The following is a 22692-nucleotide window of genomic DNA, read 5'->3' on the forward strand; positions in this document are numbered from 1 at the left end:
CCTTCGCACTTGCTTGACGTTTCACGACACATGATCATCAAGACCCTTGCCGTCTCCGCGCTAGCCCTGGCCAGCACGCTGCAAGTCGCCGCAGCGGCCGACCCCTCACCACCGGCCCCGGGCGGCATCGTCACCCGCGGCTGGACCGAGACCCAGGGCGGCCGCGGCGGCCGCATCATCAAGGTCACGACGCTGGAGCGATCCGGCCCCGGCAGCCTGGCCGAGGCCGTCGCCGCAACCGGTCCGCGCATCGTCGTGTTCGAGGTCGGCGGCGTCATCGACATGGGCGGCCAGCCGCTGAAGATCACGCAGCCCTTCCTGACCCTCGCCGGCCAGACCGCGCCCGACCCCGGCATCAGCATCATCAAGGCCGAGACCACCATCGCCACGCACGACGTCATCGTCCAGCACCTGAGCTTCAGGCCCGGCGAGTTCGGTCGCCCCAAGAAGGGGGGCGGCGACCAGGACGGCATCTCCGCGATAGGCGGCGCGCACGATGTCATCGTGGACCATTGCAGCTTCTCCTGGGCTACCGACGAGAACCTCTCGGCCAGCGGCCCGCGCTTCAACGGCAAGACACCGCAGGACTGGCGCAAGGCGACTTCGCACCGCATCACCTACAGTCACAACCTCATCTACGAGGGCTTGGGGCTTTCCGTGCACGAGAAGGGCGAGCACAGCAAGGGCTCGCTGATCCACGACAACACCAGCGGCGTGCTGCTCTACGGCAACGTCTACGCCTCCAACCGCCAGCGCAACGCGCTCTTCAAGGGTGGCGCTCAGGGGGCCATGGTCAACAACTACATCTTCAACCCCGGCGACCGCGCGGTGCACTACAACCTGCTGGCCAACGAATGGGCTGGACAGCCGTACCAGAACGGCCGCCTGACGCTGGTGGGCAATGCGATGCGACATGGCCCCAGCACCGTGGCCGGCACGGCCTTCTTCACGATGCTGGGCCAGGGCGACCTGGAGCTGCACATGACGGACAACCTCGCCCACGACGTGCAGGGGCGGCCCGTGCCGCTGCTGGGCAACAACGCGCAGACGACCGGCAAGCTCATCGTCATGGCCCGGCCCGAGCTGCCTGAAGGTCTGGCCATCCGCCCGGCGGCCGACCTGGCGCGCGAGCTGCCGCCGCTGGTCGGCTCGCGGCCCTGGGCGCGCGACCCGCTGGATGCCAGGTTGCTGGCCGACATGGCACAAGGCCGTGGCAAGCTGATCGACTCCGAGGTGGAGAACGCGCTCGGCTACCCGCGCCACGCGCCTACCCGCCGCGCCTTCAGGGCCGACGACTGGAACCTTGACGACATGAGCCCCAAGGCCGGCTGGCCTGCGTTGCCCAGACCCTGATCCCGCCATGAAAATGCTGCTGCCTTCCCTACTTGGAACCCTGCTGCTGGCCGGGGCCGCCACGGCCCAGACGCCCCCGGCAGCTGCCCCGTCCGCGGCCAAGGGCGAAACCACAGCCAACGTCGCCACCGGCCCGCGCCTCATCCTCGTTGGCGACTCGACGATGGCGCCGCGCAGCGGCTACGGCAACGCGCTGTGCGCCCGCTTTCAGCAAGTGGCCTGTCTCAACCTCGCGCGCGGCGGACGCTCCAGCAAGAGCTTTCGCGCCGAGGGCCTGTGGGACACGGTGCTGGCGCTGCTGAACGAGCGCGGCGAGAGCGGCCAGAAGCAGAAGACGCTGGTGCTGATCCAGTTCGGTCACAACGACCAGCCCGGCAAACCCAACCGCTCCACCGACCTCGCCACCGAGTTCGGCCCCAACATGGCGGGCTATGTGAAGGACGTGACGGCTGCCGGCGGCGAGGTGTTGCTGATCACGCCGCTCACGAGGCGCACCTTCAAGCAGGGTGAGCTGCCAAACGACCTGCGACCCTGGGCCGACGCCATCATCCGCGTCGGTGCGGACCAGGGCGTGCCCGTGCTGGACCTGAACGCCATCAGCCACGCCGCCGTCGCCGCCATGGGCCAGGCCGGCGCCGACACGCTGGCCGAGGCCCCCCCGCGCTTCGACCGCACCCATCTCGGTCCGCGGGGCGCGGCGCTGTTCTCGGAACAGGTGATGGATGGACTGCTGAAGCTCCGTCCGGAGCTGGCGGGCGCGAGGACTCTGGAGCACTGATCCCGGCGCGGACCGACAGTCCGCCGGAGAATGGGAACGGGCTGCCAGATGGGCGTCAAATTCGACTCAAAGGTGGACTTCGACCCAGAGAACGGGGCGCGCTCCGGGGAAGGCTAAAAAGATGGCTGCGCAGGACAACTGACTGAAGTGAAATATGTAAGCCATAACTGACTGGCGTCGATATGTCGTCGTTCGCGTTGTCCGACGATGGTCAGATGCTGGTCTTGGACCGCTTTGACCTGGTGGTCCACGCCGATGGCCAGGTGAAGCGGCTGTGCGCTGCCCCCAGGATTCGTAGCACTTCGATCTAGAGCCCAGGGGTTTGCATCGTAGTTGTCGATGCGGGGTTTGGCGCGGTGTCGCCAGCATGCTGGCGACACCGCGCGGCGAACACGGCCGGCGGCACATACCCGAGGGTGCTGTGCGGCCGGTGGTGGTTGTAGTCCTCGCGCCAGTTGTCGATGACGCTGCGCATGTGGCTCAGGCTGGCGAACCAGTGCTGCGACAGGCACTCGTCTCGGAAGCGGCTGTTGAAGCTCTCGATGTAGGCGTTCTGCACCGGCTTGCCGGGCTGGATGAAGCGCAGCTCGACGCCGTTCCTGGCGGCCCATGTCTGCATCGTCCGGCCCGCGAACTCCGGGCCGTTGTCGGTGCGGATCACTTTGGGCAAGCCTCGTTCGGCCTTGACCTGCTCGAGCACCCGCGTGACATACAGCGCGGGTATCGACGTGTCCACGGCGATCTGCACTGCCTCCTTGCTGCAGTCGTCCACCACAGTCAGCGTCTTGACCCTGCGGCCGTTGGCCAGCTCGTCGAACACAAAGTCCATGCTCCACACCTCATCGGGTTGCATCGGGCGCACCAACGGCTGCCGCTCAGGCACGGGCAGCTTCTTGCGCCGGCGCTTGCGCACCATCAGCCCTTCCTCGCGGTAGACCCGGTAGGTGCGCTTGACGTTGATCGTCCAGCCTTCGAGCTGCAGTCGGCTGTGCAGCATGCGGTAGCCGTGGCGGCGATGCTGGCCGGCGAGCTCTGTCAGTCGCTCGCGCAGCTGGCCGTTGCCGTCGTCGCGGGGCCGGTAGCGCAGGGTGCTGGCGCTCATGCCCACCAGCTTGAGGGCCCGGCGTTCGCTCAAGCCTTTGTCCCGCAACTGCCGCACGACCTCGCGCCGCGCCGCCACGGCCATCACTTTCCCTTGAGCACCTCGCGCATCGCGTCGATCTCGAGCATCGAGTTGGCCAGCAGCTTCTTGAGCTTCGTGTTCTCGGTCTCCAGCGTCTTCAGCCGCTGCGCGTCTGACACGTTCATGCCGCCGAACTTGGCCTTCCAGGCGTAGTAGCTCGGCTCGCTGAAGCCATGCTTCCTGCACAGCTCCTTGACCGGCAGGCCAGCGTCGGCCTCACGCAGGAATCCAATGATTTGTTCCTCGGTGTATCGCTTCTTCATCGGTCCGATCTCCGTCTCGGGTGGATCGGACTCTAGAACTTCCTGCTGCGGATCTCAGGGGGCAGCGCAGCTGGGCTTTGAAGACACCGCGGCGCTTGCGGGCCTGCGGGTGCGCGACATCCTGTCGGACCGCAAGTACCAGGGCAGCTACCAGCGTGTTGCCGAGTTGCTGCGCCAGTTCCAGCTTCACAGCAGCAACCTGCATCGCTTCTTCGAGCAGGTGGACTTTTCCATCATGGTCCGCAACGGTGATGCGCACCTCAAGAACTTCGGGTTGCTCTACCGCTCGCGCGAGGACGTGTGGCTGGCGCCCATGTTCGATGTCGTGAGAACCTCCATCTACAAGTACACCCAATCGCCAGGCGGGCCCGAGCTGGAAGACCGCACTCTTGCGCTGAAATTGTTCGCGGGCAAGCATCAGACGAAGTCCTATCCGACGACCGATGAGCTGGTGGATTTCGGCCGCCGTGTGTGCGGTGTCGCACAGCCCGCCGACGTGATTGCCCGGATAGCGGAGGCCATGGGCAAGACCCTGGATGAGGCCAAGGGCGATGCGCGTGTCACTGCGGCGCTGTGGGCGCAGATGGCACAGGCCTGGGAAGAAGGGCGCGCGCACGCGCGGTGAGCGAACGGCGCTGGCCTGCCCGGCGTCAACGACTCTGAGCTGAGTGCCTGTGCATCGCCGTTTCGCTTGGTCCCAGCCCCCTAAGTGCCTGAGGCCGTACGCGCGCGATGCGCTCCCAGTCCTGCTGTTCAGTCACGTGCAGCGCCGCTGTGCGCTCGGGGCTTCAAAGCCTCTCGGATCGCTGAAACAACGGCTTGCGGCTTCTCCAGCGGAATGGCGTGCCCGCTGTCGACCCAGACCTGTGTTGCGCCCGGATAAAGGCTCGCCAGCGCAGCGCGCTTGCTGTTGGCGTCATCGGCAAGTTCCGAGCGTTCCTTCATCGGTTGCTGGGCGCTCAGCACGAGAACCTTCAAGCCCTCGGGTGGCGGGAGCTGCAGCACCAGTTGTCCGGTCGCATCAAGGGCCGCCAGTTCGCGCTTGGCTGTTGCGGACGTTGCCATGCCGAAGGCCAGCTTCATCCAGGTAGGCCAATGTTCCTGCGCTCCGTTCCCGCGCAACTGCTCCGGATGTGTGGAGTCCACCAGGACAAGCGCCATGACCTCGTCAGGGTGCAAGCGCGCGTAGAGCTGCATGTAGAGGCCGCCGAGCGAGTGCCCGACCAGCACGTACGGCGGCGGCATCTGCTCGGCCCGAAGCAGGGCGCGAAGATCGTCGACGATGTGGATGCCGTCGCGTGGCTGTTCAGTGGCTTCGCTGCGACCGTAGCCCGGACGGTTATAGGCCAGTGCGTTGGACTCCCTCGAGACCTCGGGCCAGACTTTGGACCACCATTCGATGGTCCCGTCCAGACCGGTCTCGAAGACGACGGTCGGTCCGGATTTTCTGGAGACGAGCATTTCGACCTGACGCCCCTGTACGGCTTCGATCGTGGTCTTGGGCGCCGTGCTGCAGCCGGCAATGACGACGCACAGGACCAGGGTCGGCGCGAGTCGCAGGTATCGGTAGAGCTTCATGACAGCAAGCCGGGATGTTGTGAGCCTCACCAGGTGGGCCTTGTTTTTGGGACTGCGGGGGTTGACGAAGGCCATTCTGTCTTTGCGATTGCAGGCGGCACAACCTGCCCCAAAGGGCGGTGTCTGAAGTGGCATCGACTCGATAAGCTCCCTCTCGATTCGATCCCCGATCAGGAAACGTCATGCACAGGTATGGTCCTCATCGCACTCGCATAGCGACCCGGAACAGGAAGACGCTCATGGCCTGCTTCATGCTCTGCGTCGTCGCGGCGGCACCTGCGAGGGCTGCCTGTGGCTGCCCGAGTGATGGCCATGGATTGCCCAAGCTTGCGGGAGTTGGCGCTCAGTCGAGCTGGCTTTCCACGCTGATCGATTGGCGCCCCGCGGCGATGCGCGCATCCGGCGCGCGCGCCCAGTCACCGGCGCATCGACAGGTCTGAGATCGCGAGGGCGGCGGCATCTGCCTTTGCTCGGCGCGGGGCAGGGCCAGCTGCCGGTGTGGGGCCTGATCAAACGGCAGCCCCAGCCCCCGACCTGCGCTCGACGTGCGCACGGGATTGCGCCGCCGCGCCGGGGATCTCCTGCGGGATCGGCCGACGTCTGCGAGCCGGCACCGATCTCTTTCACCGTTGCTTCGGTGCCTCCACCAGGAAACCCTCATGAATCCGCATCAACTCCTCCGTTCGGGTCGGCATTCGGCCGGGCCTATGGCTGTTCTGGCGACGCTGCTGCTGGCGCCTGCCCTTGGCCTCGCCCAGCCGCGCCATCAGCTTCCCTCTCCCGAGGGGAGCGATCCGGTCGCTCTGGGCCTCATGCAGGGATTCCCGCCCGCGATGGACAAGACCGTGCGGCTGGCCAGCGTGCTGAAGTTTCCGAATGCGCGCTGGGCCTACCAGCACATGCGCGAACTCGGCCCGACGACCGCCATCCGGCGAGGCGACGGGCCTCCCTCCACACTGAGCTCGGCACCGCTCGAGCTCGACGAGCTGCGCCTCGACGATGGCGAAGGCAATGTCCTGAACCTCTACGACTGGCAGCGCAGCACCTACACCGACGCCTTGCTGATCCTGCACCGCGGACGGGTCGTCTACGAGCGCTATGACGCTGGCATGAAGCCCTGGCTGCCGCACGCCCTCAACTCGTTGAGCAAATCGCTGGTCGGGTTGCTGGCGCGGCAGTTCATCCTCGAAGGTCGCATCGATCCAGGTGCGCCCGTCGTCCGCTACCTGCCGGAGTTGAAGGGTTCGGCCTGGGGGGATGCCACGGTCCAGCAGACGCTGGACATGACCACGGGCGTTCAGTACGAAGAAGACTTCGGCAAGCCCGCCTCGGGCGTCTTTCAGTACCTGATCGCCGCCGGCCTCGTGCCGCCACCGGCCGGCCATGCTGGAACTTCGAGCCTGCTCGCCTACCTGCCAACCGTCGGGAAATCCGGCGAGCATGGTGAACGCTTTCAGTACAAGTCGGTCGACACCGAGGTGATGAGCTGGCTGCTTCAGCGCGTGGCGGGACAGCGGCTGTCAGACCTCCTGTCCGAACGCCTCTGGATGCCGCTCGGCGCTGGCGAAGATGCCTATGTCTGGACCGACGGCAGCGGCACCCAGGTGGCCAGCGTGGGCGTCAGCGCCACGGCTCGCGACCTGGCCCGCCTGGGCGAGATGCTGCGAAGCGGCGGGCGCGGTCAGGGGCGCCAGATCCTGGACCCCCGTGTCATCGCCGAGCTGCGCAAGGGAGGCGACCCCGGCAAGTTCAAGGCGGCCGGGCATTTGCCGAGGGCGGGCTATTCGTATCACGACTACTGGTGGATTGCGCACGACGGGGACGGCAGCTTCGAGGCGAAGGGGCTGAACGGTCAGCATCTGCACATCAATCCCGCAGCGGAGATGGTGCTGGTGAAGTTCTCTTCGCATCCCGTGCCGAACACGCTCTACACGCACAAGCTGGACCGGAGTGCATTCGAAGCCATTGCGCAGGCGCTGCGCGCGCAGGCCGAGAAGCCCTGACGTCGCCGATCAGTCGTCAGGCCTGCATATTCCGACGCGAAGCGCCATGCTGCCTCAGGGCACTGTTCGCCTCAGTTCTGATGCGGGAACGATATCGTTGAATTTGCCGCTGCGCAGGGCCCTATCGATGGCCAGCATGCCGTTTTCGAACTCCTGTTCGAACTGCCGGAGTGAATGCTGCGACAGGTAAAAATAGTCCGCGACGTCGGCATCGAGCAGATGGTTCTGATCCTCGCCGAACTCGGGCATCGATAGCACGCGACCAACGCTCAGATGATCGAAGTTGATCATCCCTTTGCCGCCATTGATTTGTATGAGTCGTCGCACTGCGATGGCGTTCGACAGTCTGAGGAGGTCGGACTCGTCCTTGAGCAGGATGGTGTGGGAGTCGGCATCCCGATTCATCTCGAAGATGAGCCTGTTCCAGTCGGAACGGTCCGGCTTGCAGTCGATCGTGCCAATCTGCGGCTCGGGTTCAGCCAGGATGTCGCCGCTTTCCAGGGCGTCCCTGCCGTCAACGACGGGAGGCTTCAAGGCGCCGCAGCCTAGGGATGACGCTGTTGTGCTGCACAACCTTGGGTCCGGGGTGCTGTTCTATTGCCACGAGGAGGAACTTGAGTATGGCCAGCGCAAGGCATAGCCGTTTTCTGCAGCGGACGTTAGCCATTGCAATCCATGCCTGACTACACACTCGCCAATTCGCTTGCCGCCGAGGCTTTAAACCTCTGGGGGGACAAGCTGTTTGAAGCAGCCGCGGACCGGTACAGGAGAGCAATCGCCATAGTGCCGGAGGACGCAGGCTGGCATGGCGCGTACGCAGGGGTGTTGCAAAGCTTAGGTCGACACGATGAGGCTGCGCGCGAATACGAGACTGCGCTGTCGCTTGAGTTGGCGCAGGGGCGGGCCGAAGTCAGTCCCCGTGTAAAGGTCGCGCGCTATTTCCTGGCAGATCACTTCACACGTTTCGGTGCAGCCTCAAAAGCCCTCGATGTACTGGGGCCTGCGGTCACCGCCTTTCCGGACGACTGGCTTGTTGGATCCGTACATGCGCTGGCTCTCTTTGCTGCTGGTCGGCCATTCGAGGCGAAAGTCGCCGCGGAGCGTGCCATTGCAAACGTGGATTGGGAGCCCAAGCGGTCGGACCTTGTCCAGCGCTTGCAAGAAGTCCTGGCGGCAGGTGATGGCTAACCCGTCTACAGGGACTTTCCGGTTAATCAAGCGGTTTGATGCGGGTGGCTTTCGATAGTTGAACTCGCTGTTTTCCCCAGGACCTGAGTCCGGACTCGATACAACACCACAGAGTGCAGACTGCACATCTACAGGCGGCCTTGTTGTATGCGATCAGTAAGCCGCGTCCTTGAGGAACGGCAGGCAAGCCGACAGTCTTCGTTCCCACTTAACCACTGGAGTGGGAACCTATGTCGCGTGATCTGGAAGACCTCAAGCGTCGCCTTGTCCTGCGCCACAAGCCCGGTGGACGTTGCGCGTACGACAAGACGGCGAAGGCCGAGTTCGTCGAGTTGTGCTTGCGCCAGGGCGTTTCGGTGTCACGTCTGGCTCGCGAAGTGGGCATCAACGCCATCCAGGTCTCGAAGTGTCCACCTCCCTCAGCAGCGCGCGGATACCTTGCTCCGAAGGAACGGCCCTGGCGACGTCGTCGGTATGACGGGCCGGGCGTGTCGCCTCCGCACATCGGAGAAGTTCAGCGTCCTGCATCGCGTACTGGTCCGGGCAACCATCGCCCGGACCGTAGCCGTCATTGCGATTGCCGGCACTGCTCCAGCTGCATGCCGCCGGGATAGATGTTCGTGACCTGGCCCGCGAGCTTGACGAAGTCCCCGTTGGAGAGCGTCGCAAAGAGCTTGGCCTGGTCCTTGGCCAGCACGCATTTGATCTGGAAGTTGAGGTTGTTGTACTGGGCCTCCTGGCGGATCCTGGCCAGGCCCCGCGTCGGGGTCACGAGGTAGTTGATGTCCATCTCGCCGGTGACGTCGTTGCGGGAGACGGTGTAGATCTGGCCATCGATACGGTACTTGCGTCCGACGTACTTGGCCCGGATCGGCGCAAACGCCGCATTGAAGTCGGCGTCCGTCGCGACAGGCCCCGTGCCAATCAGCCAACGGCTGAAGTTGCCTTTGCTGGCGACCGGCTTCAGCGTGCTCTTGACGTCGTTCCCCACCTCTGCCGACAAGGCCTCGGCGCGCGCATCGACCACTGCGTTGGCCCGGTCCGCATCTTCCGCTGCAGCCAGCGCATCTGCGGCCCTGCCGCCCCGCAGCTTGCCGAGCATGCTGCAGAACTCCTCGCGGACGTCTTCCGGGCGTGCGCGCTGGCCCTGCGCCAGCTTGAGCCCGAGGGAGACCTCTCCGCCGCTGGCAACGGTCGCGCGGATGACGAGCGGCGGACGGTTCGAGGTCTGCAGCAATGACAGCTCGCCGATGCCAGCCTGCACCATGTCGCCGCCGGGCTCGTAGCCCGCTGCCCTGGCGATCGTGCGCAGCTGCGCCAGGCCGCTAGCTACCTTCAGATCCGCGACGATGACGGACGTGGCGAACAACAAGCCGTTGCGGGCATCTCCCACCGTCTGGAAGTTCTCCTCGCAAGTCGTCGCTTCAGCAGCGCCCTGGAGCATGAGGGCCGCGGCGGCGAGCGCGGCGATCCGGCCGCTACTCGCCATGATCTGCCTGCACCTTCGTTACCGTATGGCGCCGTTGCCGGGCCAGCAGTCCAAGTCCGGCTGCGAGCAGGGCCCAGGGTGCCGGCTCCGGGACGTTGCTCACCTGCATCGGTTCGTAGGTGAGGTCGTCGATCGAGAAGCCCTCCATGCCCCCCCGAAAGCGGATGGCATCCACCGGGCCGCTGTAGTTCGTCGTGAGCCACGCCATCGCCAACGGCGTGCGCGGGTCCGCGATGCTGGCCACCGGTTGACCCTGGTACCACAGCTCCACTGCGGAGAAGGCGGGCTCGTTGAGGTCGACGGCGTAGGACTTGTAGTACGTGCCGAAGACACGCACGGGCGAGTCGAGGAACGTCAGGACGCCGCCGTGGCCGTAGAAGGATTTCAGCCCGTTGCCGCCCATGTCCCTGTCGGCAATGCCTGAGCCGCCCAGCCCGGACCAGCCGGCCAACCCTCCGTAGCCATCTGTCAGGTCGTTGGGCGAGATCTCCTCGAAGGTCACGACCTGCGAGGGTTGTGCAATGGCGGGGAGATTCAGGCAGAACAAGGCGCAGGCAGCCCAGCATGGCCAGCGAGTCATGATTGCTCCAGGGAGAGTTGGACAAGAACTCCAGAATGCCGGGCACGAAGCTCTCGCGCATCTGCCCCTTCGGGCAGGACGCCCCCCTTGGCTCAGGGGCGGGGCATCGAGGAGAAGGCCTGCGCCAGGAAGGCCCTCAACCGGGCCGGCGCGACGGGCTTGATCAGCAGTGGCAGGCCTGCCGCGCGAGCGGCCTCGACCCCTGGGCCGTCCGTGGTGCCGCTGATCAACAGCGCGGGAACAGGTACCGACCAGATCTGGCGAAGCCGCTGGACAGCATCCACGCCGCTCAGCGAGCCAGGGAGGCAGAGGTCGGCGATGACGACATCTGGCGCGCGGCCGGCGCGCGCCAGACGCATGGCCTGATCACCGTCGACGGCCACCACCACCTCGCATCCCCAGGCTTGCAGCAGCCGTTGCAGCGCATCGGTGATGGCCGCATCGTCCTCCACGGCCATCACCCGACGCCCGGCGAAGGGCGCGGCATCGGCCTCGGCGGCCGCGGGGGTGTCGCGGGCTGGCGGCTCGCAGCGGGTCAGGCGCAGCGTGAAGCGGGTCCCGACATCGGGAACGGAGCTGACGTCAATCTCGATGCCGAGCTGGGAGGCGAAGCGTCGCACGGTTGCCAGCCCCAGTCCGAGGCCATTGCTGCGGTCGCGGCCCGGATTGCCCACCTGGTAGAACGGCTCGAAGATGCGGGGCAGGTGGGCCGCCGCCATCCCGATGCCGGTGTCACGGATGTGCAGGTTGATTGCCCCGCTGGGCACCGCCTCGGCCACGACCAGCACTCTGCCTTTGTGGGTGTAGCGAACGGCATTGGAGACCAGGTTGGCGATGATCCTTGCAAGCATCCCGCCGTCGCTGACGACGCCCAGGTTCGATACGTCCGCCTCGAGCTGCAGGCCCTTGGCGACGGCGAGCGCGGCATAGGGCCTGCAGCATTCTTCGACGAGGGGCTGCAAGGCCAGCGGCGCCAGGCGTGGCTCCCTGGGCTGGGCATAGGCTCGTGCAAGCTCGATCAGCTCGTCCACGGCGTCCGTCATGCCCTCCGTGCAGTCCTGCAGTCGCTCGGCCAGCAACCGAACCTCATCCGATGCCGGCAGCGACAGCAGCGCCTGCACCAGCAGCCCCATGGCGTGCAGCGGCTGTCTCAGATCGTGATTGGCGGCAACGAAGATGTGCGTCCTGGCCTGCCCGGCTTCTTCGAGCTGGGCCCGCGCCAATTCGCCCCGTTCGACCTCGTCCCTCAGCTGGGTGGCGATCTCGGCTTTGCGACCCCGCTGACGTTCCAGCTCACGCAGTGCCCGCGACGTCGACAGCCCGCTGAACAGGGCGTACATGCCGATCATGGGCATGAGCACGACCATCAAGGTGTGAAAGCTGCTGCCGAGCCAGACGTCTCTTGCGACAAGGGGAGCGAGGACCAGCACCACGTAGGTCACCATGGCCCGCTCGAATCCCGCGAGCCGGGAGGTGCCGCCCATGGCGATGGCTGCCAGGGTCACGTGGAGCAGGCCTTCCGAGGACATCGGGCCAGCCGCCCACAGCAGCATGCTGAGTAGGCCCCAGCACCCCGCAAACAGCAAGTTGGTGCCGAGGATGACCAGGGCCCAGCTCGCACCCAGAGGGGCATCGTGCCCGAGCCAGCGCCAGGCCGCCCATGCCAGCAACCGGCTCAGCACGACGAGACCAACGATGCCCGTCCAGAGCGCAACGACGGATTCCTGGTCGCTGCGCGAGTACTCGCAGCAGATGATCACGATGCCCAGCACCCCCAGGCTCCAGGCCCAGGGCGTGGCGCGGATCATGGCCACCAGTTGCGCGCGCTCAACAGGACTGCTCACCAGGGGCCTCGCCCACGCCGGCGTCGAGGCCGGCAGCGTGTGGTGATCGCTCACAGCAGCCCGTGCTCGCGGGCCTTCACCAGCAGATGTGTGCGGTTGCGGGCATCGAAGGCCTGAAGCAGCGCCGTGATGTGCAGCTTCACCGTCCTCTCCGCAATGCCGAGCTGATCCGCGATCTGCTTGTTCAGCCGCCCCTTGGCGATCAGGCCGAGGACCTCCATCTGGCGCGTGGTCACGCTTTCGCCGGGCCGATGGGCCGACGCGGCGGCGGGCCCCCGGTCGAAGCACTCCCCGCCATCAAGCACTGCATCCAGGGCCGCGAGGATCTCCACCGCCGTGAGGTGCTTGCCGAGGCAGCCGACTGCACCCGCAGCGCGGGCCTGGCGTCCCAGCAGGCGCACGTCCTCGCCTGTGATCAGCACCCGAGCGACGAGAGGGAAGCGGCGTCCGAACTCGCCGAGCGCAGCCAGCCCGTCCTCGCCCGCGAGGCGGTAGTCCACAAGGACGATGTCCAGGCTCGCGTCGCGGGCTGCGGCCTCGAGACCGGCCTCCAGCGTGGGGGCGGTCTGGACATGCACCGATGATCGAACCACCTCCAGGGCATGGGCGAAGCCCGCGCCGAACAATGGATGGTCGTCGACCAGCAGGAGGTTCATGCGTTCCAGTATGTCCCACGACGACGAGCCGGGCCGCGGGCCCGAGTCTGGCCCGCCTGCATGCCCGCCGCGGATCAAGCCATCAGCACTTTCCGGCTGCCTTGCTCAGGGCGTCGCAGGTCGAGCGGCCCGGTGTCGTGCCGCCGCCCATCCTGGTGCATATGGCGTCTGAATGCGGTGTCTGGCCAAACGTCATCGCCCGCTGGAAGCCGGTTGCCGAGTACAGATAGCACCTGTAGGCCGCGCCGGCGTTGGTCTTCACCGTGAAATCGATCCGCCCGGCGTCACCCGCCGTTTGATCGGTGATGCTGAACGAGCCCACCGGGACGCCGGTGGCCTGCGCAGCGCGCTGCTCGATGCCGTCCTTGGTGATGACTGCCGCGCACCCGACGGCCCCCGCTGCGGCGATCAAGGTCACGAGGCGGGCTCCTAAGGACAAGCGGGTTCGGTTCATGGGCACTGCGGAGTCCTTTCTGTTTGCACGGCTTGCTCCGTCGCTGGCCGCGACGGCTGCGGTGCGCACCACGTTAGAAGACGGAGCTCGCTTTCGGAATAGCACCAAAGGGCATGCGAACCCGTTGGCGGTTCGGGGCGGCACGCCATCGCCGGCCCGGCTGGCGTGCCGCGACGCCTTCACCACATTCACCACAATCACCACATTCGCCGCATCCACTGCATTCGCCAAGGCTTCGGGACGCGGCGTTGCTCCGGCAGCAGGTCGCGGGGGGCGTTCAAGGCCAGGCTGGCGATTGCGCAGGCGAGCCGCCCATGGCTCGAGACAGCCCGGCCGGCCGGGCCAAGGCGCTTGCGGAGCTGCGCGAACGTGGGGCAAACCTTTCTTGGCGAGGCCGATGACTGCGCCCAGAATTCACTGGCGCCTTTTCTGATCGAGTTGAGGCGTGCCGGCTACCTTTGCGGCAAGAGCTGCGGGTCGATCCAGCCGTCCTGGATGGCAGACGCGAGCTCCTTCAATCGTCGGTCGTCCGACGCTTCCAAGATGACCAGATCCAATCAAGCCGCGCATCGCGATTCCAGTGCCACATCCGCAAGCTCTTCGGGCGACGCCGCCAGCGAAGCGCCCAGGCGTTCGTCGCTGCTGACCTACAAGGACCACCTGTTGCTCGTCGTGAGCATCCTCCTCGGGGTCGCGTCCGCGCTGGCGACAACCGCCTTGCAGGCGCGCTACACCGCCAAGCAGGCGCTCTTTGACAGGCAGATGAGCGCCCTGACTGCGGCGGCCACCGAGTACAACCGCTACTTCGACGAGTACGACGCGCAGCTCGGGGCGCTCGACCTCACGCTCAGGCAGTTTCGCGAGGACCACCGACTGGGAAGCGCGGACCCGGCCAGGTTCGCCAGCGACTGGAACGCCCAGGTTTCTTCGATGAAGGAGCAGGTGCGCAAGCAGACGCCCGTCATAGACATGCATGCATTCGTGCTCCACGTGCTGTTCACGCCGGATGAGGCGCTTGCAGACTCATCCCCGGACGGGGGCGACACGACGGATTCCGTGACGACCGCGATGAACACGCTCAGGCGCACCCTGCAGGATCCGGCGTTGGGCAACGCAGATCGGATGAAGCTCGCCGTGTCGCTCGCCGACGTCGCGGAGCCATGGGTAAAAGACATGAGGCGCGGAAACCAGGCAGACCGAAAGGCGATGAACTCGCACTTCCTGGACTACAGCAAGTCCCTGTCCCTGGTGCGTTGACGATGGGATGTCATGGCCGCTCGCGACCGGCCTGGGTCGCCGTCGCCGGGCGGTGACGGCCGCGTCACGGGGCCTGGGTCTGGGCGTCAACCCACGCCTCGTAACCCGCCGATGCGCAGACGACCGGCAAGGCGTAGATGGCTGGCAACTCGTAGGGGTGCTTCGCGCGCAGCAGTGCTTCCAGTGCCGGATAGCGGGTGCGGGTGGTTTTGAACACCAGCCGTACCTCGTTCTCGCGGACAACCTCGTCCCGCCAGCGATAGGTGCTGCCGATGGACTCGGTCTGTACGCAAGCGGCCAGGCGCTGCTCGACGGCCGCCAGGGCGAGGGCGTCGGCCTGAGCCTGGTCGGCCACGGTGGTAAAGACGGCCAGCATGTCCATGGCCGATTGTCACTGGCGGAGCTGCACGGTGGCTCAACCTTGCGCGGATGCCGCGCCGCTGGCGTCGCCCATGATCGCCCACGCGGGCGACAGCTCACTCCAGGCGGACTTGGCCGACCTTGCAGGGAGGCTCCGCCTGCGGCAGCCGTTGGTACGCGGGTTGGGGAAGCGCGGGTTGGAGTTCCTTCAACGTGCAGGCGAGCTCCAGTGGCCGCGCGTTGTAGAGCGGCACGAGGCCGCGGAACAGCAGCAGGGTCTTGTCAGGCGTGGTCGCGCAGACGTTGAACGGACTGACCGAGAGTGGTGCCACCAGCGGCGCATAGATGAGCACGAGCTGGGTCTTGCGCTCCAGCTTGAAGCCGCCGTCGGCGCCGGTCCGTGCCGACTCCAGCCTGATGCTGCAGGGGTCGGCGTCCGGCCCCCGGGCCAGCTGGATCTCCTGCCCGGCCACGGGTTGCCCGTCGCGGGTCAGCGTGCCGGTGATGTCCGGCGTCAGCGTGACGAGGTGGGGAAAGGGCGCACAGGCGGCACAGGCGAGCGGCACCAGCATCAGGAGGTGGCGGGAGAAGGCCATGGCGCATGATGCCGCAGGACTATGCGAACTCGGTGTTAGGTATGGTGTATCAGCCAGTTGCAGGCGTGTCGCTGCTGCGCCAGGTCGAAGCGGTGACCGCCGGCCGTGGCCTGGGTGCCGAAGCCCGTGCCGCCCGGCCAGGCCCGCGCGAGCAGCTGCCACGCCGCCTGCGTGGCGTCCCATGGAAACAGCCGGTCCTCCTGCGATCCGAACAGCAGGAGCGGCCGCGGCGCGATCAGCGAGGCGACGTCCGGATGGTCCAGCTCGGCAGCCAGCCCGGGATGGGCCATGCTGAAGGCCGACTGGCCCTGCAGCGTGTGCTCGCCGGCACGCAGCAGCCCTTCACGCGTGCACATCCAGTGCGCGGCGACGCAGGCGGACACGTCGTCGCTGACGGCAGCCAGCTGCCAGGCCCGCAGGGCCCCCATCGAGAACCCCAGCACCGCGACGCGCCCGGCATCCACCTCGGGCCGCTCGCGCAGCCAGCGGTGCGAGCGCAGGTCGTCGCTGGCAATGACGCCGGCCCAGCTGTGGCCGAGCTGCATCAGGTGGCTGGCCAGGGCCTGCTGGTCGTCGCGGGCAAAGCCGGCGCGGCCGCGTTCACCCCAGCCGAGGGCGTCGATGGCGAGCACCGCGAAGCCGGCGTCTGCCAGCGTGTCGCCGACGAAGCGTCCGCCGTAGTAGCGCTGCGCCCAGGCATCGGCAGCAGGGCTGGCGGCCAGCGGGCGCACGAGCTTTTCCTTGCCGATGTCAAAGCGCGCGCCGTGGTCGTGCATGACGAGGACGGCGGGATGGGGCCCCGCCGCCTTGGGGCGCAAGTAGAGGGCCGGTACGCGGTCGCCCAATGCGCCGCGCAGCGTCAATGCCTGTGCGACATGGGTGCCTCGGTCCTGCTCGGCCAGCACGTCGGTAGCGAAGGCGCCACCATCGTCGCCGGGCAGCAGCATGAGGCGGCGCGCGGCGGCCAGTGCCTGGGCGCGCCAACTCGGGTCGGGCCGCCAGGCCAGGCGAGGGCGCCAGCGGCGCTGCAGGCTGGCCAGGGTGTCGTCCAGCGCCTCGGCGCGGCCGGGCCGGGCGTACGCGGCCAGCGCCGTGAGCGACGCGATTGACGCGAGGAGGTGGCGGCGTGCCTGTCTCATGGTCCGTACGGGCTCTCAGGCAGCCGCTGCTGTGCGAGAGTCGGCCGATGTCCCTGAGCCGCCGCGATGCCTGCCTGCTGCCCCTGGTCCTGGCCCTGCCAGCCAGGGCGGCCATGGCCGAGGAGCGGGCGCCGCTGAGCATCGGCTGGAGCGACTACCCGCCGTTCCAGAGCCGGAGCGCCACCGGCACGCCGCAGGGGCTGGACGTGGAGCTGCTGGAACTGGTGGCGCAGGCCGCCGGCGAGCGCCTGCAGTGGTCGCGCCGGCCCTGGGCACGGCAGATTCCGGACATCGCGCAGGGTGAGCTGGACCTGATGTCCTCGGCCACGCACACGCCGGAGCGCTTGGCCTTTGGTGAATTCACGCAGCCCTACCGCAACGAACGCGTCGCGCTGCTGAGCCTGGCGGGCGCGGCCAACCTGCCGCGCCGGCTGGCCGACCTGAAGGGGCGCGCCGTCAAGGTGGGCGTGATCCGTGGCGTGGTCTTCCCGCTGGCCGTGCGCCGCGAGCTGGAGGACCCCGAGCTGGCGGGGCTGCTGGTGCCGCTGTATGCCAACGACCTGACGCTGTCGGCCCTGCGCGGGCGGCGGGTGGATTTCGTCATCGACGACCCCGCGACGCTGCTCTATCGCGCCGCGCGCCAGCCCGGCGAGGCCGTGGAGGTGGTGCTGGAGCTGGCCGTGAGCCCCGTGCATGTCTACGTCGGCCATCGCACGCTGGAGCGCCGGCCGGGCCTGCTGCAGCGCCTCAACCTGGGCCTGCAGCGGGCGCGCCAGCAGCCCGAATGGAGCCGGGTGCTGTCGCGCTATCCGGGTTTCTAGCCGCCTACCCATGCCGGCAGCGCCAGCGACAGCGCCGGGATGTAAGTCACCGCCAGCAGCGTGACCAGCAGTGCCCCGTAGAAGGGGGCGATGGAGCGCATGACCTGGCCCACGCTGACGCCGCCGATCGCGCAGCCGACGAACTGCGTGCTGCCCACGGGAGGCGTGTTCAGGCCCAGTGCGCAGTTCAGCAGCATGACGACGCCGAACTGCGTCGGGTCCATGCCGGCCTTCATGCACAGCGGCAGGAAGATGGGCGTGCAGATGAGGATGGTGGCCGCCATGTCGAGGAACGTGCCCAGCAGGAACAGCAGCACGTTCACCCACAGGAAGATGACCCAGGGGCGGTTGCCGCTGAGCTGCTCCAGCCATTCGCCGGTCTTTTGCGGCACCTCGTACAAGGCCATGAAGTAGCCGAAGGCGGCAGAGATGCCGATCAGCAGCAGCACGACACCGGTGGTCTTGCAGGCCTTGGCACAGGCCGCCAGGAAGCCGCGCCAGGACAGCGAGCGGTAGACCAGGCCAGTGACGATCAGCGCCCAGCACACGGCCGTGGCGGCCGACTCGGTGGCCGTGAACACGCCGCTGAGGATGCCGCCCAGGATGATGACGATGACCAGCAGCCCCGGCAGCGCCGCGACGAAGGCCGCGAACACGGCGCCCCAGCCGGGGAAGGCGCCATGCGTGGGGTAGCCGCGCTTGACTGCCACCGTGTAGGCGGCGACGAGGTTGGCCAGCGTCAGCAGCAGGGCCGGGATCAGCGCCGCCAGGATGAGGTTGAAGACGCTCACCGCCGCGATGCCGGCCGTGGCCAGCACATAGATGATGAGGTTGTGCGAGGTGGGCATCAGCGCGCCCACCAGCGCGGCATGCGTGGTCACGTTGACGGCGTAGTCGGCGTCGTAGCCCTCGCGCTTCATCAGCGGGATCATCACCGAGCCCATGGCCGACACGTCGGCCAGCGGCGAGCCGGCCACGCCGCCGAACAGCGTGCAGCCCAGCACGTTGCTCATGCCCAGGCCGCCGCGTACATGGCCCACCAGGCGGTTGGCGAAGTTGACGATGCGCGCGGCGATGCCGCCATGCAGCATCAGCTCGCCGGCGAAGATGAAGAACGGGATGGCGAGGAAGGAGAACACTTCCATGCCGCCCACCATCTTCTGGAACACGATGGCCATCGGCAGGTCGGCCGCCAGCGCGGTGGCGATGGACGACAGCCCGATGGCGAAGGCCACGGGCACGCCCAGCAGCAGCAGCAGCACGAAGCTGCCGCACATGACCCAAAGCTCCAATCCCTCCACCTCAGACCCCCGCCTCTTCGATTGCCGTGCCGCGCCACAACGCGATCAGGTGCTCCACGCAGAACAGCACGATCAGCGCGCCGGAGATGACCAGCGGCAGGTAGTCCAACCCCTCTGGCACGCCCAGCATGGGCTTGGGCTCGTCCCACTTCAGCGTCAGCCATTCCCAGCCAGCCTGGGCCATCAGCACGGCGAACGCCATCACGCACAGGTGGATGCCTGCCTCGGCCACGCGCTGCGCCGCGCGGGGCAGCAGCGCGACGATGGATTCCAGGCCGAGGTGGCCCGCATCGCGCACGCCCACGGCCACGGCCAGCGCGGTGATGTAGAGCACCAGCAGCAGCGCGACGGGCTCGGTCCAGGTGGGCGAGTCGTTGAGCAGGTAGCGGCCCAGCACCTGCCATTGCACGCAGACCACCAGCAGCACCAGCCCCAGCACGGCTGTGCGCAGCGACCAGCGCGACAGCGCCGCGCAGAGTCTCGTGTAGGCCATCACTTGATGTCCTGAATCGCCTGGACCAGCTTCTGCAGTTCTGGCGTGTTGACGAACCTGGCGATGACAGGCTGCACGGCGCGACGGAAGGCTTCGCGGTCGGCATCGACGATCTCGGCACCGGCGGCCTTGACGGTCGCCAGCGCCTTGGCCTCCTGGGCGTCCCAGCGCTCGCGCTGCACGGTGACGGAGGCCCTGGCGGCCTCGCGCAACTGGGCTTGCTGCTCGGGCTTGAGCTTGTCCCACACCCGCTTGCTGATGAACAGCGCGTCGGGCGTCATGGCATGTTCGGTGCGGCTGTAGAACTTGGCCGCCTCGAAGTGGCGGAAGCCCTCGTAGCTGGGGACGTTGTTCTCGGCCGCGTCGATGAGGCTGGTCTTGAGCCCGGTGTAGACCTCGCCTATGGGCATGGGCGAGGGGTTGGCGCCCAGCGCCGTCATCGCGGCCACCCACAGCTCGGTCTGTTGCACGCGGATCTTCAGGCCCTTGGCGTCGGCCGGCGTCCTGATGGGCTTGCGGGCGTAGATCGAGCGGGCGCCGGCGTCGTACAGCGCCAGGCCCACCATGCCCTGGTGTTCGCAGCCCCTGAGGATTTCCGCGCCGGGCGCGCCGTCGTAGGCGCGGCGCATGTGGGCGGTGTCGCGGAACAGGAAAGGCAGGGCCGGGACCAGCGTCTTGGGGCACATGGCTGTCAGTTGGCCGAGGTTGACGCGTGCCATCGCCAGCGCGCCTAGCTTGACCTGGTCCACGGTCTCCTTCTCGCTGCCCAGCGCGCCCTTGTTGAAGACCTTGACCGTCAGCGCGCCGCCGCTGCTCCTGGCCAGCACCTGGCCCAGGTGCCTGACGGCGACGACGGTGGGGTAGTCGTCGCTGTTGTGCACGTCGGCGGACTTCAGCTCCAGCGCCCAGGCGGCTGGGCTGAGCAGCGCGACGGCCAGCAAGGTGATGCGGGTCTTCATGGAAACGTCTCCTGGATCGGGGCCGCCGTGGCGCGGCGGTCTCACTTCGAGGTCTGTGTGAACAGCGACTGCCAGCCGGCCTTCGGCGCCATGTCGGCGAGGTTCCAGTCCGCCTCGACGAAGGCGCGCTGCGTCGGCTTGCGCCGCGGCAGGCCTTCGGGGTTGTTCTGGGTCTCGTCGTCGATGTGCAGGCCGCGGTCCTCGGCGATGTCGGACAGCTGCTTGAAGTCCAGCGGGTCGCGGGCCCAGGGGCGCGAGCCAACGAAGAGCGGCAGCAGCTTCTCCAGCTCTCGCGGCGCCAGCCAGTGCAGGCCTGGCGGCAGATAGGGCTCGCGCACCGGCACGATGTCGGCGCTGGTCGTGTAGCGGCCCGTCATCGGCAGGGGCAGCCCCTGGCGGTCGACGGCGATGTTGTCCTGCTCGTAGAGCTGCACGTCGCCCACGCCGCCCAGCGTGAAGAAGGGCAGGTTGCGCTCGGTGCCGGGCCCGGCGCGGTAGACGTTGCCGGCCAGCGTGACCTTGCCGACCTGGTAGGGCCGGCCCACCCATTCGTGGGCGACGAGGTTGTAGTGAACGGCGCGCCAGCCGGGGTTGTAGATCAGGTTGTTGACCATCGCGCCCCAGACGCCGCCCTTGAACAGCGCGTTGCGTTCGCGGTTGGAGGCGTAGACGTTGCCCAGCAGCAGGATCTGCGTGACGTTGTCGTGGATGAGGCTGCCCTTGCTGTGCTCGCCCTTCACGTGCACCGATTCGCCCAGACCCTCGTAGATGAGGTTGTGGCTGTAGGTGATGGCGTGCGAGGTGTTGGCGCGCCAGTCGTCGGGCGTGGCGCCCTCGAAGCGCCGGCCGCTGGCGGACAGGTTCTCGTCCGTCGCCCAGGAGAAGCTGCAATGGTCGACGATGACGCGCGCCGCGCCGTCGCCCGTGGACAGGCCGTCGTGGTCGTTGCCACTGCGCCTGGGCCGCCCGTAGGCACCGGGGCGGATGCTGATGTGCTGCAGGATCACGTCCCTGGCGAACACCTCCAGCTCGCCCTTGACGAGGGTGATGCCGGGATCGGGCGCCGTCTGGCCGGCGATGGTGACCCGGCCCTCGCGCAGCTTCCAGCTCTTGCCACCCATGTCGATGACGCCGCCCACCTCGAAGACGACGATGCGCGGGCCAGGCGTCTCCAGCGCCGCTTTCAGGCTGCCGGGGCCGTCGCCGGCCAGCGTCGTTACGCGGACGATCTTGCCGCCCTGGCCGCCGGTGGTCTGGGCCCAGCCGGCATGCACGTAGGTGGCGGGATGCAGCGGCGCATGGTCCTGGGCCTGGCTCAGGCCAGTGGCCAGCGCGAGGACCCAGGCCAGCCTCATGCGGTGGCCATCAGGTCAGGCATCGCGTCGCGCGGGATCAGCGCACCGGGATGCTGGATGACACGGGCCGCCAGCCGGTTGCCGAAGGCCGCGGCCGCGGCCGGCGCGGCGCCTGCGAGGCGCCGGCTCAGGTAGCCGGCGGCAAAGGAGTCGCCCGCGGCCGTCGTGTCAACGACGCGGGACACGGTCTCGGCGGCAACCTCCTGCCAGGCACTGCCGCCGCCGACGATGGCGGGCAATGCGCCGCGCTTGATGGCGATCTCTTCCACCGGCAGGGCCTGGGCGGCACTGACGGCGCTGGCCAGGTCGGGCAAGGCGAGCAGGGCCTGGTGGTCGTCGGCCGTGATCAGCGCTATGGAGGCGGCCGCGAAGGCCCGTTCGTACCAGTAGCGGGCATCGGCCAGCGACTCCCACAGGCGCGGGCGGTAGTTGTTGTCGAAGGCGACGACGGCGCCACGGGCGCGCATGCGCGCCATCAGCGCCAGCACGCGTTCGCGCCCGGCCGGGGGCAGGATGGCCAGGCTGATGCCGGACAGGTAGAGGGCGTCCAGCGCGTCGGCCTGATCTTCCAGCGCCGTTGCCGCCGTGTCGAAGTAGGAGCGCGCCGCCGCCTGGCCGCGCCAGTAGTGGAAGCGCCGCTCGCCGCCCTCGTCCAGCTCGATCAGGTACAGGCCCGGCAGCCGCCCGGGCAGGCGCTGCACCAGGCCGGTCTGCACGCCTTCCGCGGCCCAGCGCTCCAGCAGGCCGGTGCTCAGGGTGTCGTCGCCCAGGGCCGTCGCGTAATGCACCCGCAGGTGCTCGCCGCCGCAGCGGGCCAGGTAGACGGCAGTGTTCAGTGTGTCGCCGCCGAAGGTCTGGCGCAGCTGGCCGAAAGCCTGGCCTTGCAGTTCCAGCATGCATTCGCCCAGGGCGGCAATGGACACGGGCCGGTGGGCGGCCCCGGGAGAAAGGTTCACGATCTAAAAAATGAAACAGCGGTTCAATAAAGATATCTCACCCGGTCCATTCCAGATTACATGGTTTACCCCGGACTCGGGCCGGG

At 67.5% G+C, this 22692-nt stretch carries 23 protein-coding genes and 1 pseudogene; 7 read left to right on the forward strand and 17 right to left on the reverse strand.

From position 1 onward, the window contains the following. Positions 1–30 precede the first annotated feature (30 nt). Together QM732_RS03580 and QM732_RS03585 are read left to right on the forward strand one after the other, a co-directional pair. Positions 31–1353 carry a pectate lyase family protein gene (locus tag QM732_RS03580; RefSeq protein ID WP_415654822.1) on the forward strand — a complete coding sequence of 441 codons (1323 nt, stop codon included), beginning with the start codon at positions 31–33 and terminating at the stop codon, positions 1351–1353. Positions 1354–1360: 7 nt separating this feature from the next. Then, positions 1361–2131, forward strand: a complete 771-nt coding sequence (locus tag QM732_RS03585; protein WP_415654823.1) for a rhamnogalacturonan acetylesterase — start codon at positions 1361–1363, stop codon at positions 2129–2131. Between the two features lie 307 nt (positions 2132–2438). Here the strand turns inward: QM732_RS03585 and QM732_RS03590 are convergent, their stop codons facing one another. Both QM732_RS03590 and QM732_RS03595 read right to left on the reverse strand, forming a co-directional pair. Continuing rightward, on the reverse strand, positions 2439–3500 hold the full coding sequence (locus tag QM732_RS03590) for an IS3 family transposase (protein ID WP_415654824.1): 1062 nt from the start codon (positions 3498–3500) through the stop codon (positions 2439–2441). Further along, positions 3428–3577, reverse strand: a pseudogene (locus QM732_RS03595) (transposase); the annotation flags it as partial. The pseudogene QM732_RS03595 and the gene QM732_RS03590, both read right to left, overlap by 73 nt. Here QM732_RS03595 and QM732_RS03600 point away from each other — a divergent pair. Further along, positions 3561–4202: a HipA domain-containing protein gene (locus tag QM732_RS03600; RefSeq protein ID WP_415654825.1), complete on the forward strand. Its 642-nt coding sequence runs from the start codon at positions 3561–3563 to the stop codon at positions 4200–4202. The pseudogene QM732_RS03595 and the gene QM732_RS03600 overlap by 17 nt on opposite strands. Before the next feature lie 128 nt (positions 4203–4330). Here QM732_RS03600 and QM732_RS03605 read toward each other — a convergent pair whose 3' ends face one another. Continuing rightward, positions 4331–5155 (reverse strand): alpha/beta fold hydrolase, encoded by an 825-nt coding sequence (locus QM732_RS03605; protein WP_415654826.1) that lies wholly within the window; start codon positions 5153–5155, stop codon positions 4331–4333. A 659-nt stretch (positions 5156–5814) separates the two neighbouring features. Here QM732_RS03605 and QM732_RS03610 point away from each other — a divergent pair. Next, positions 5815–7158 (forward strand): serine hydrolase domain-containing protein, encoded by a 1344-nt coding sequence (locus QM732_RS03610; protein ID WP_415654827.1) that lies wholly within the window; start codon positions 5815–5817, stop codon positions 7156–7158. 54 nt (positions 7159–7212) lie between these two features. Here the strand turns inward: QM732_RS03610 and QM732_RS03615 are convergent, their stop codons facing one another. Next, positions 7213–7692, reverse strand: a complete 480-nt coding sequence (locus QM732_RS03615; protein WP_415654828.1) for a hypothetical protein — start codon at positions 7690–7692, stop codon at positions 7213–7215. 141 nt (positions 7693–7833) lie between these two features. On the opposite strand from QM732_RS03615, the gene QM732_RS03620 reads away from it, so the two are divergent. Further along, positions 7834–8346 carry a hypothetical protein gene (locus QM732_RS03620; RefSeq protein WP_415654829.1) on the forward strand — a complete coding sequence of 171 codons (513 nt, stop codon included), beginning with the start codon at positions 7834–7836 and terminating at the stop codon, positions 8344–8346. A 568-nt stretch (positions 8347–8914) separates the two neighbouring features. Here QM732_RS03620 and QM732_RS03625 read toward each other — a convergent pair. The 5 genes from QM732_RS03625 to QM732_RS03645 all read right to left on the reverse strand — a co-directional run bounded on the left by QM732_RS03625 (position 8915) and on the right by QM732_RS03645 (position 13333). Beyond that, positions 8915–9835: a hypothetical protein gene (locus tag QM732_RS03625; protein WP_415654830.1), complete on the reverse strand. Its 921-nt coding sequence runs from the start codon at positions 9833–9835 to the stop codon at positions 8915–8917. Beyond that, positions 9825–10415: a PEP-CTERM sorting domain-containing protein gene (locus QM732_RS03630; protein ID WP_415654831.1), complete on the reverse strand. Its 591-nt coding sequence runs from the start codon at positions 10413–10415 to the stop codon at positions 9825–9827. The genes QM732_RS03625 and QM732_RS03630 overlap by 11 nt, the downstream gene beginning before the upstream one ends. A gap of 92 nt (positions 10416–10507) precedes the next feature. Continuing rightward, a complete protein-coding gene (locus QM732_RS03635; RefSeq protein ID WP_415654832.1) occupies positions 10508–12259 on the reverse strand; it encodes a hybrid sensor histidine kinase/response regulator in 1752 nt (583 codons plus the stop codon). Positions 12260–12309: 50 nt separating this feature from the next. Further along, positions 12310–12915, reverse strand: coding sequence for a response regulator transcription factor (locus QM732_RS03640; protein ID WP_415654833.1), 606 nt, complete (start codon positions 12913–12915; stop codon positions 12310–12312). 82 nt (positions 12916–12997) lie between these two features. Beyond that, positions 12998–13333 (reverse strand): hypothetical protein, encoded by a 336-nt coding sequence (locus tag QM732_RS03645; RefSeq protein ID WP_415654834.1) that lies wholly within the window; start codon positions 13331–13333, stop codon positions 12998–13000. Between the two features lie 405 nt (positions 13334–13738). Between QM732_RS03645 and QM732_RS03650 the strand changes: the two genes are divergently transcribed. Continuing rightward, the gene (locus QM732_RS03650; RefSeq protein ID WP_415654835.1) at positions 13739–14626 is read left to right on the forward strand and encodes a hypothetical protein; all 888 of its coding nucleotides are present in this window, start codon (positions 13739–13741) and stop codon (positions 14624–14626) included. Between the two features lie 64 nt (positions 14627–14690). Here QM732_RS03650 and cutA read toward each other — a convergent pair whose 3' ends face one another. The 3 genes from cutA to QM732_RS03665 form a co-directional block, all read right to left on the reverse strand. Beyond that, positions 14691–15002: a divalent-cation tolerance protein CutA gene (cutA, locus tag QM732_RS03655; protein WP_415654836.1), complete on the reverse strand. Its 312-nt coding sequence runs from the start codon at positions 15000–15002 to the stop codon at positions 14691–14693. 100 nt (positions 15003–15102) lie between these two features. Continuing rightward, complete coding sequence (locus QM732_RS03660; RefSeq protein ID WP_415654837.1) at positions 15103–15582, reverse strand: hypothetical protein; 480 nt, start codon at positions 15580–15582, stop codon at positions 15103–15105. 35 nt (positions 15583–15617) lie between these two features. Further along, positions 15618–16721 carry a dienelactone hydrolase family protein gene (locus QM732_RS03665; protein WP_415654838.1) on the reverse strand — a complete coding sequence of 368 codons (1104 nt, stop codon included), beginning with the start codon at positions 16719–16721 and terminating at the stop codon, positions 15618–15620. A 47-nt stretch (positions 16722–16768) separates the two neighbouring features. On the opposite strand from QM732_RS03665, the gene QM732_RS03670 reads away from it, so the two are divergent. Next, the gene (locus QM732_RS03670; protein WP_415654839.1) at positions 16769–17542 is read left to right on the forward strand and encodes a substrate-binding periplasmic protein; all 774 of its coding nucleotides are present in this window, start codon (positions 16769–16771) and stop codon (positions 17540–17542) included. Here the strand turns inward: QM732_RS03670 and QM732_RS03675 are convergent. Genes QM732_RS03675 through QM732_RS03695 form a run of 5 tightly spaced genes read right to left on the reverse strand, consistent with a single transcriptional unit; the run spans position 17539 to position 22606 of the window. Further along, the gene (locus tag QM732_RS03675; protein WP_415654840.1) at positions 17539–18819 is read right to left on the reverse strand and encodes a TRAP transporter large permease; all 1281 of its coding nucleotides are present in this window, start codon (positions 18817–18819) and stop codon (positions 17539–17541) included. The genes QM732_RS03670 and QM732_RS03675 overlap by 4 nt on opposite strands. A gap of 25 nt (positions 18820–18844) precedes the next feature. Beyond that, on the reverse strand, positions 18845–19336 hold the full coding sequence (locus QM732_RS03680) for a TRAP transporter small permease (protein ID WP_415654841.1): 492 nt from the start codon (positions 19334–19336) through the stop codon (positions 18845–18847). After that, entirely contained in the window at positions 19336–20295 is a 960-nt protein-coding gene (locus QM732_RS03685; protein WP_415654842.1) for a TRAP transporter substrate-binding protein, read from the reverse strand. The genes QM732_RS03680 and QM732_RS03685 overlap by 1 nt, the downstream gene beginning before the upstream one ends. Before the next feature lie 41 nt (positions 20296–20336). Beyond that, entirely contained in the window at positions 20337–21650 is a 1314-nt protein-coding gene (locus QM732_RS03690) for a pectate lyase family protein (protein WP_415654843.1), read from the reverse strand. Beyond that, positions 21647–22606: a sugar kinase gene (locus QM732_RS03695; RefSeq protein ID WP_415654844.1), complete on the reverse strand. Its 960-nt coding sequence runs from the start codon at positions 22604–22606 to the stop codon at positions 21647–21649. Before QM732_RS03695 ends, QM732_RS03690 begins: the two co-directional genes overlap by 4 nt. Positions 22607–22692 lie beyond the last annotated feature (86 nt).

Source organism: Roseateles sp., assembly GCF_047654805.1.
Taxonomy (GTDB): domain Bacteria; phylum Pseudomonadota; class Gammaproteobacteria; order Burkholderiales; family Burkholderiaceae_C; genus Pelomonas.

Coding starts and splice junctions, on each gene's coding strand:
- QM732_RS03580 (WP_415654822.1), top strand. CDS start 31: ATGATCATCAAGACCCTTGCCGTCTCCGCGCTAGCCCTGGCCAGCACG.
- QM732_RS03665 (WP_415654838.1), bottom strand. CDS start 16,721: ATGAGACAGGCACGCCGCCACCTCCTCGCGTCAATCGCGTCGCTCACG.
- QM732_RS03640 (WP_415654833.1), bottom strand. CDS start 12,915: ATGAACCTCCTGCTGGTCGACGACCATCCATTGTTCGGCGCGGGCTTC.
- QM732_RS03690 (WP_415654843.1), bottom strand. CDS start 21,650: ATGAGGCTGGCCTGGGTCCTCGCGCTGGCCACTGGCCTGAGCCAGGCC.
- cutA (WP_415654836.1), bottom strand. CDS start 15,002: ATGCTGGCCGTCTTTACCACCGTGGCCGACCAGGCTCAGGCCGACGCC.
- QM732_RS03605 (WP_415654826.1), bottom strand. CDS start 5,155: ATGAAGCTCTACCGATACCTGCGACTCGCGCCGACCCTGGTCCTGTGC.
- QM732_RS03675 (WP_415654840.1), bottom strand. CDS start 18,819: ATGTGCGGCAGCTTCGTGCTGCTGCTGCTGCTGGGCGTGCCCGTGGCC.
- QM732_RS03670 (WP_415654839.1), top strand. CDS start 16,769: ATGTCCCTGAGCCGCCGCGATGCCTGCCTGCTGCCCCTGGTCCTGGCC.
- QM732_RS03625 (WP_415654830.1), bottom strand. CDS start 9,835: ATGGCGAGTAGCGGCCGGATCGCCGCGCTCGCCGCCGCGGCCCTCATG.
- QM732_RS03585 (WP_415654823.1), top strand. CDS start 1,361: ATGAAAATGCTGCTGCCTTCCCTACTTGGAACCCTGCTGCTGGCCGGG.
- QM732_RS03610 (WP_415654827.1), top strand. CDS start 5,815: ATGAATCCGCATCAACTCCTCCGTTCGGGTCGGCATTCGGCCGGGCCT.
- QM732_RS03685 (WP_415654842.1), bottom strand. CDS start 20,295: ATGAAGACCCGCATCACCTTGCTGGCCGTCGCGCTGCTCAGCCCAGCC.
- QM732_RS03630 (WP_415654831.1), bottom strand. CDS start 10,415: ATGACTCGCTGGCCATGCTGGGCTGCCTGCGCCTTGTTCTGCCTGAAT.
- QM732_RS03620 (WP_415654829.1), top strand. CDS start 7,834: ATGCCTGACTACACACTCGCCAATTCGCTTGCCGCCGAGGCTTTAAAC.
- QM732_RS03680 (WP_415654841.1), bottom strand. CDS start 19,336: ATGGCCTACACGAGACTCTGCGCGGCGCTGTCGCGCTGGTCGCTGCGC.
- QM732_RS03660 (WP_415654837.1), bottom strand. CDS start 15,582: ATGGCCTTCTCCCGCCACCTCCTGATGCTGGTGCCGCTCGCCTGTGCC.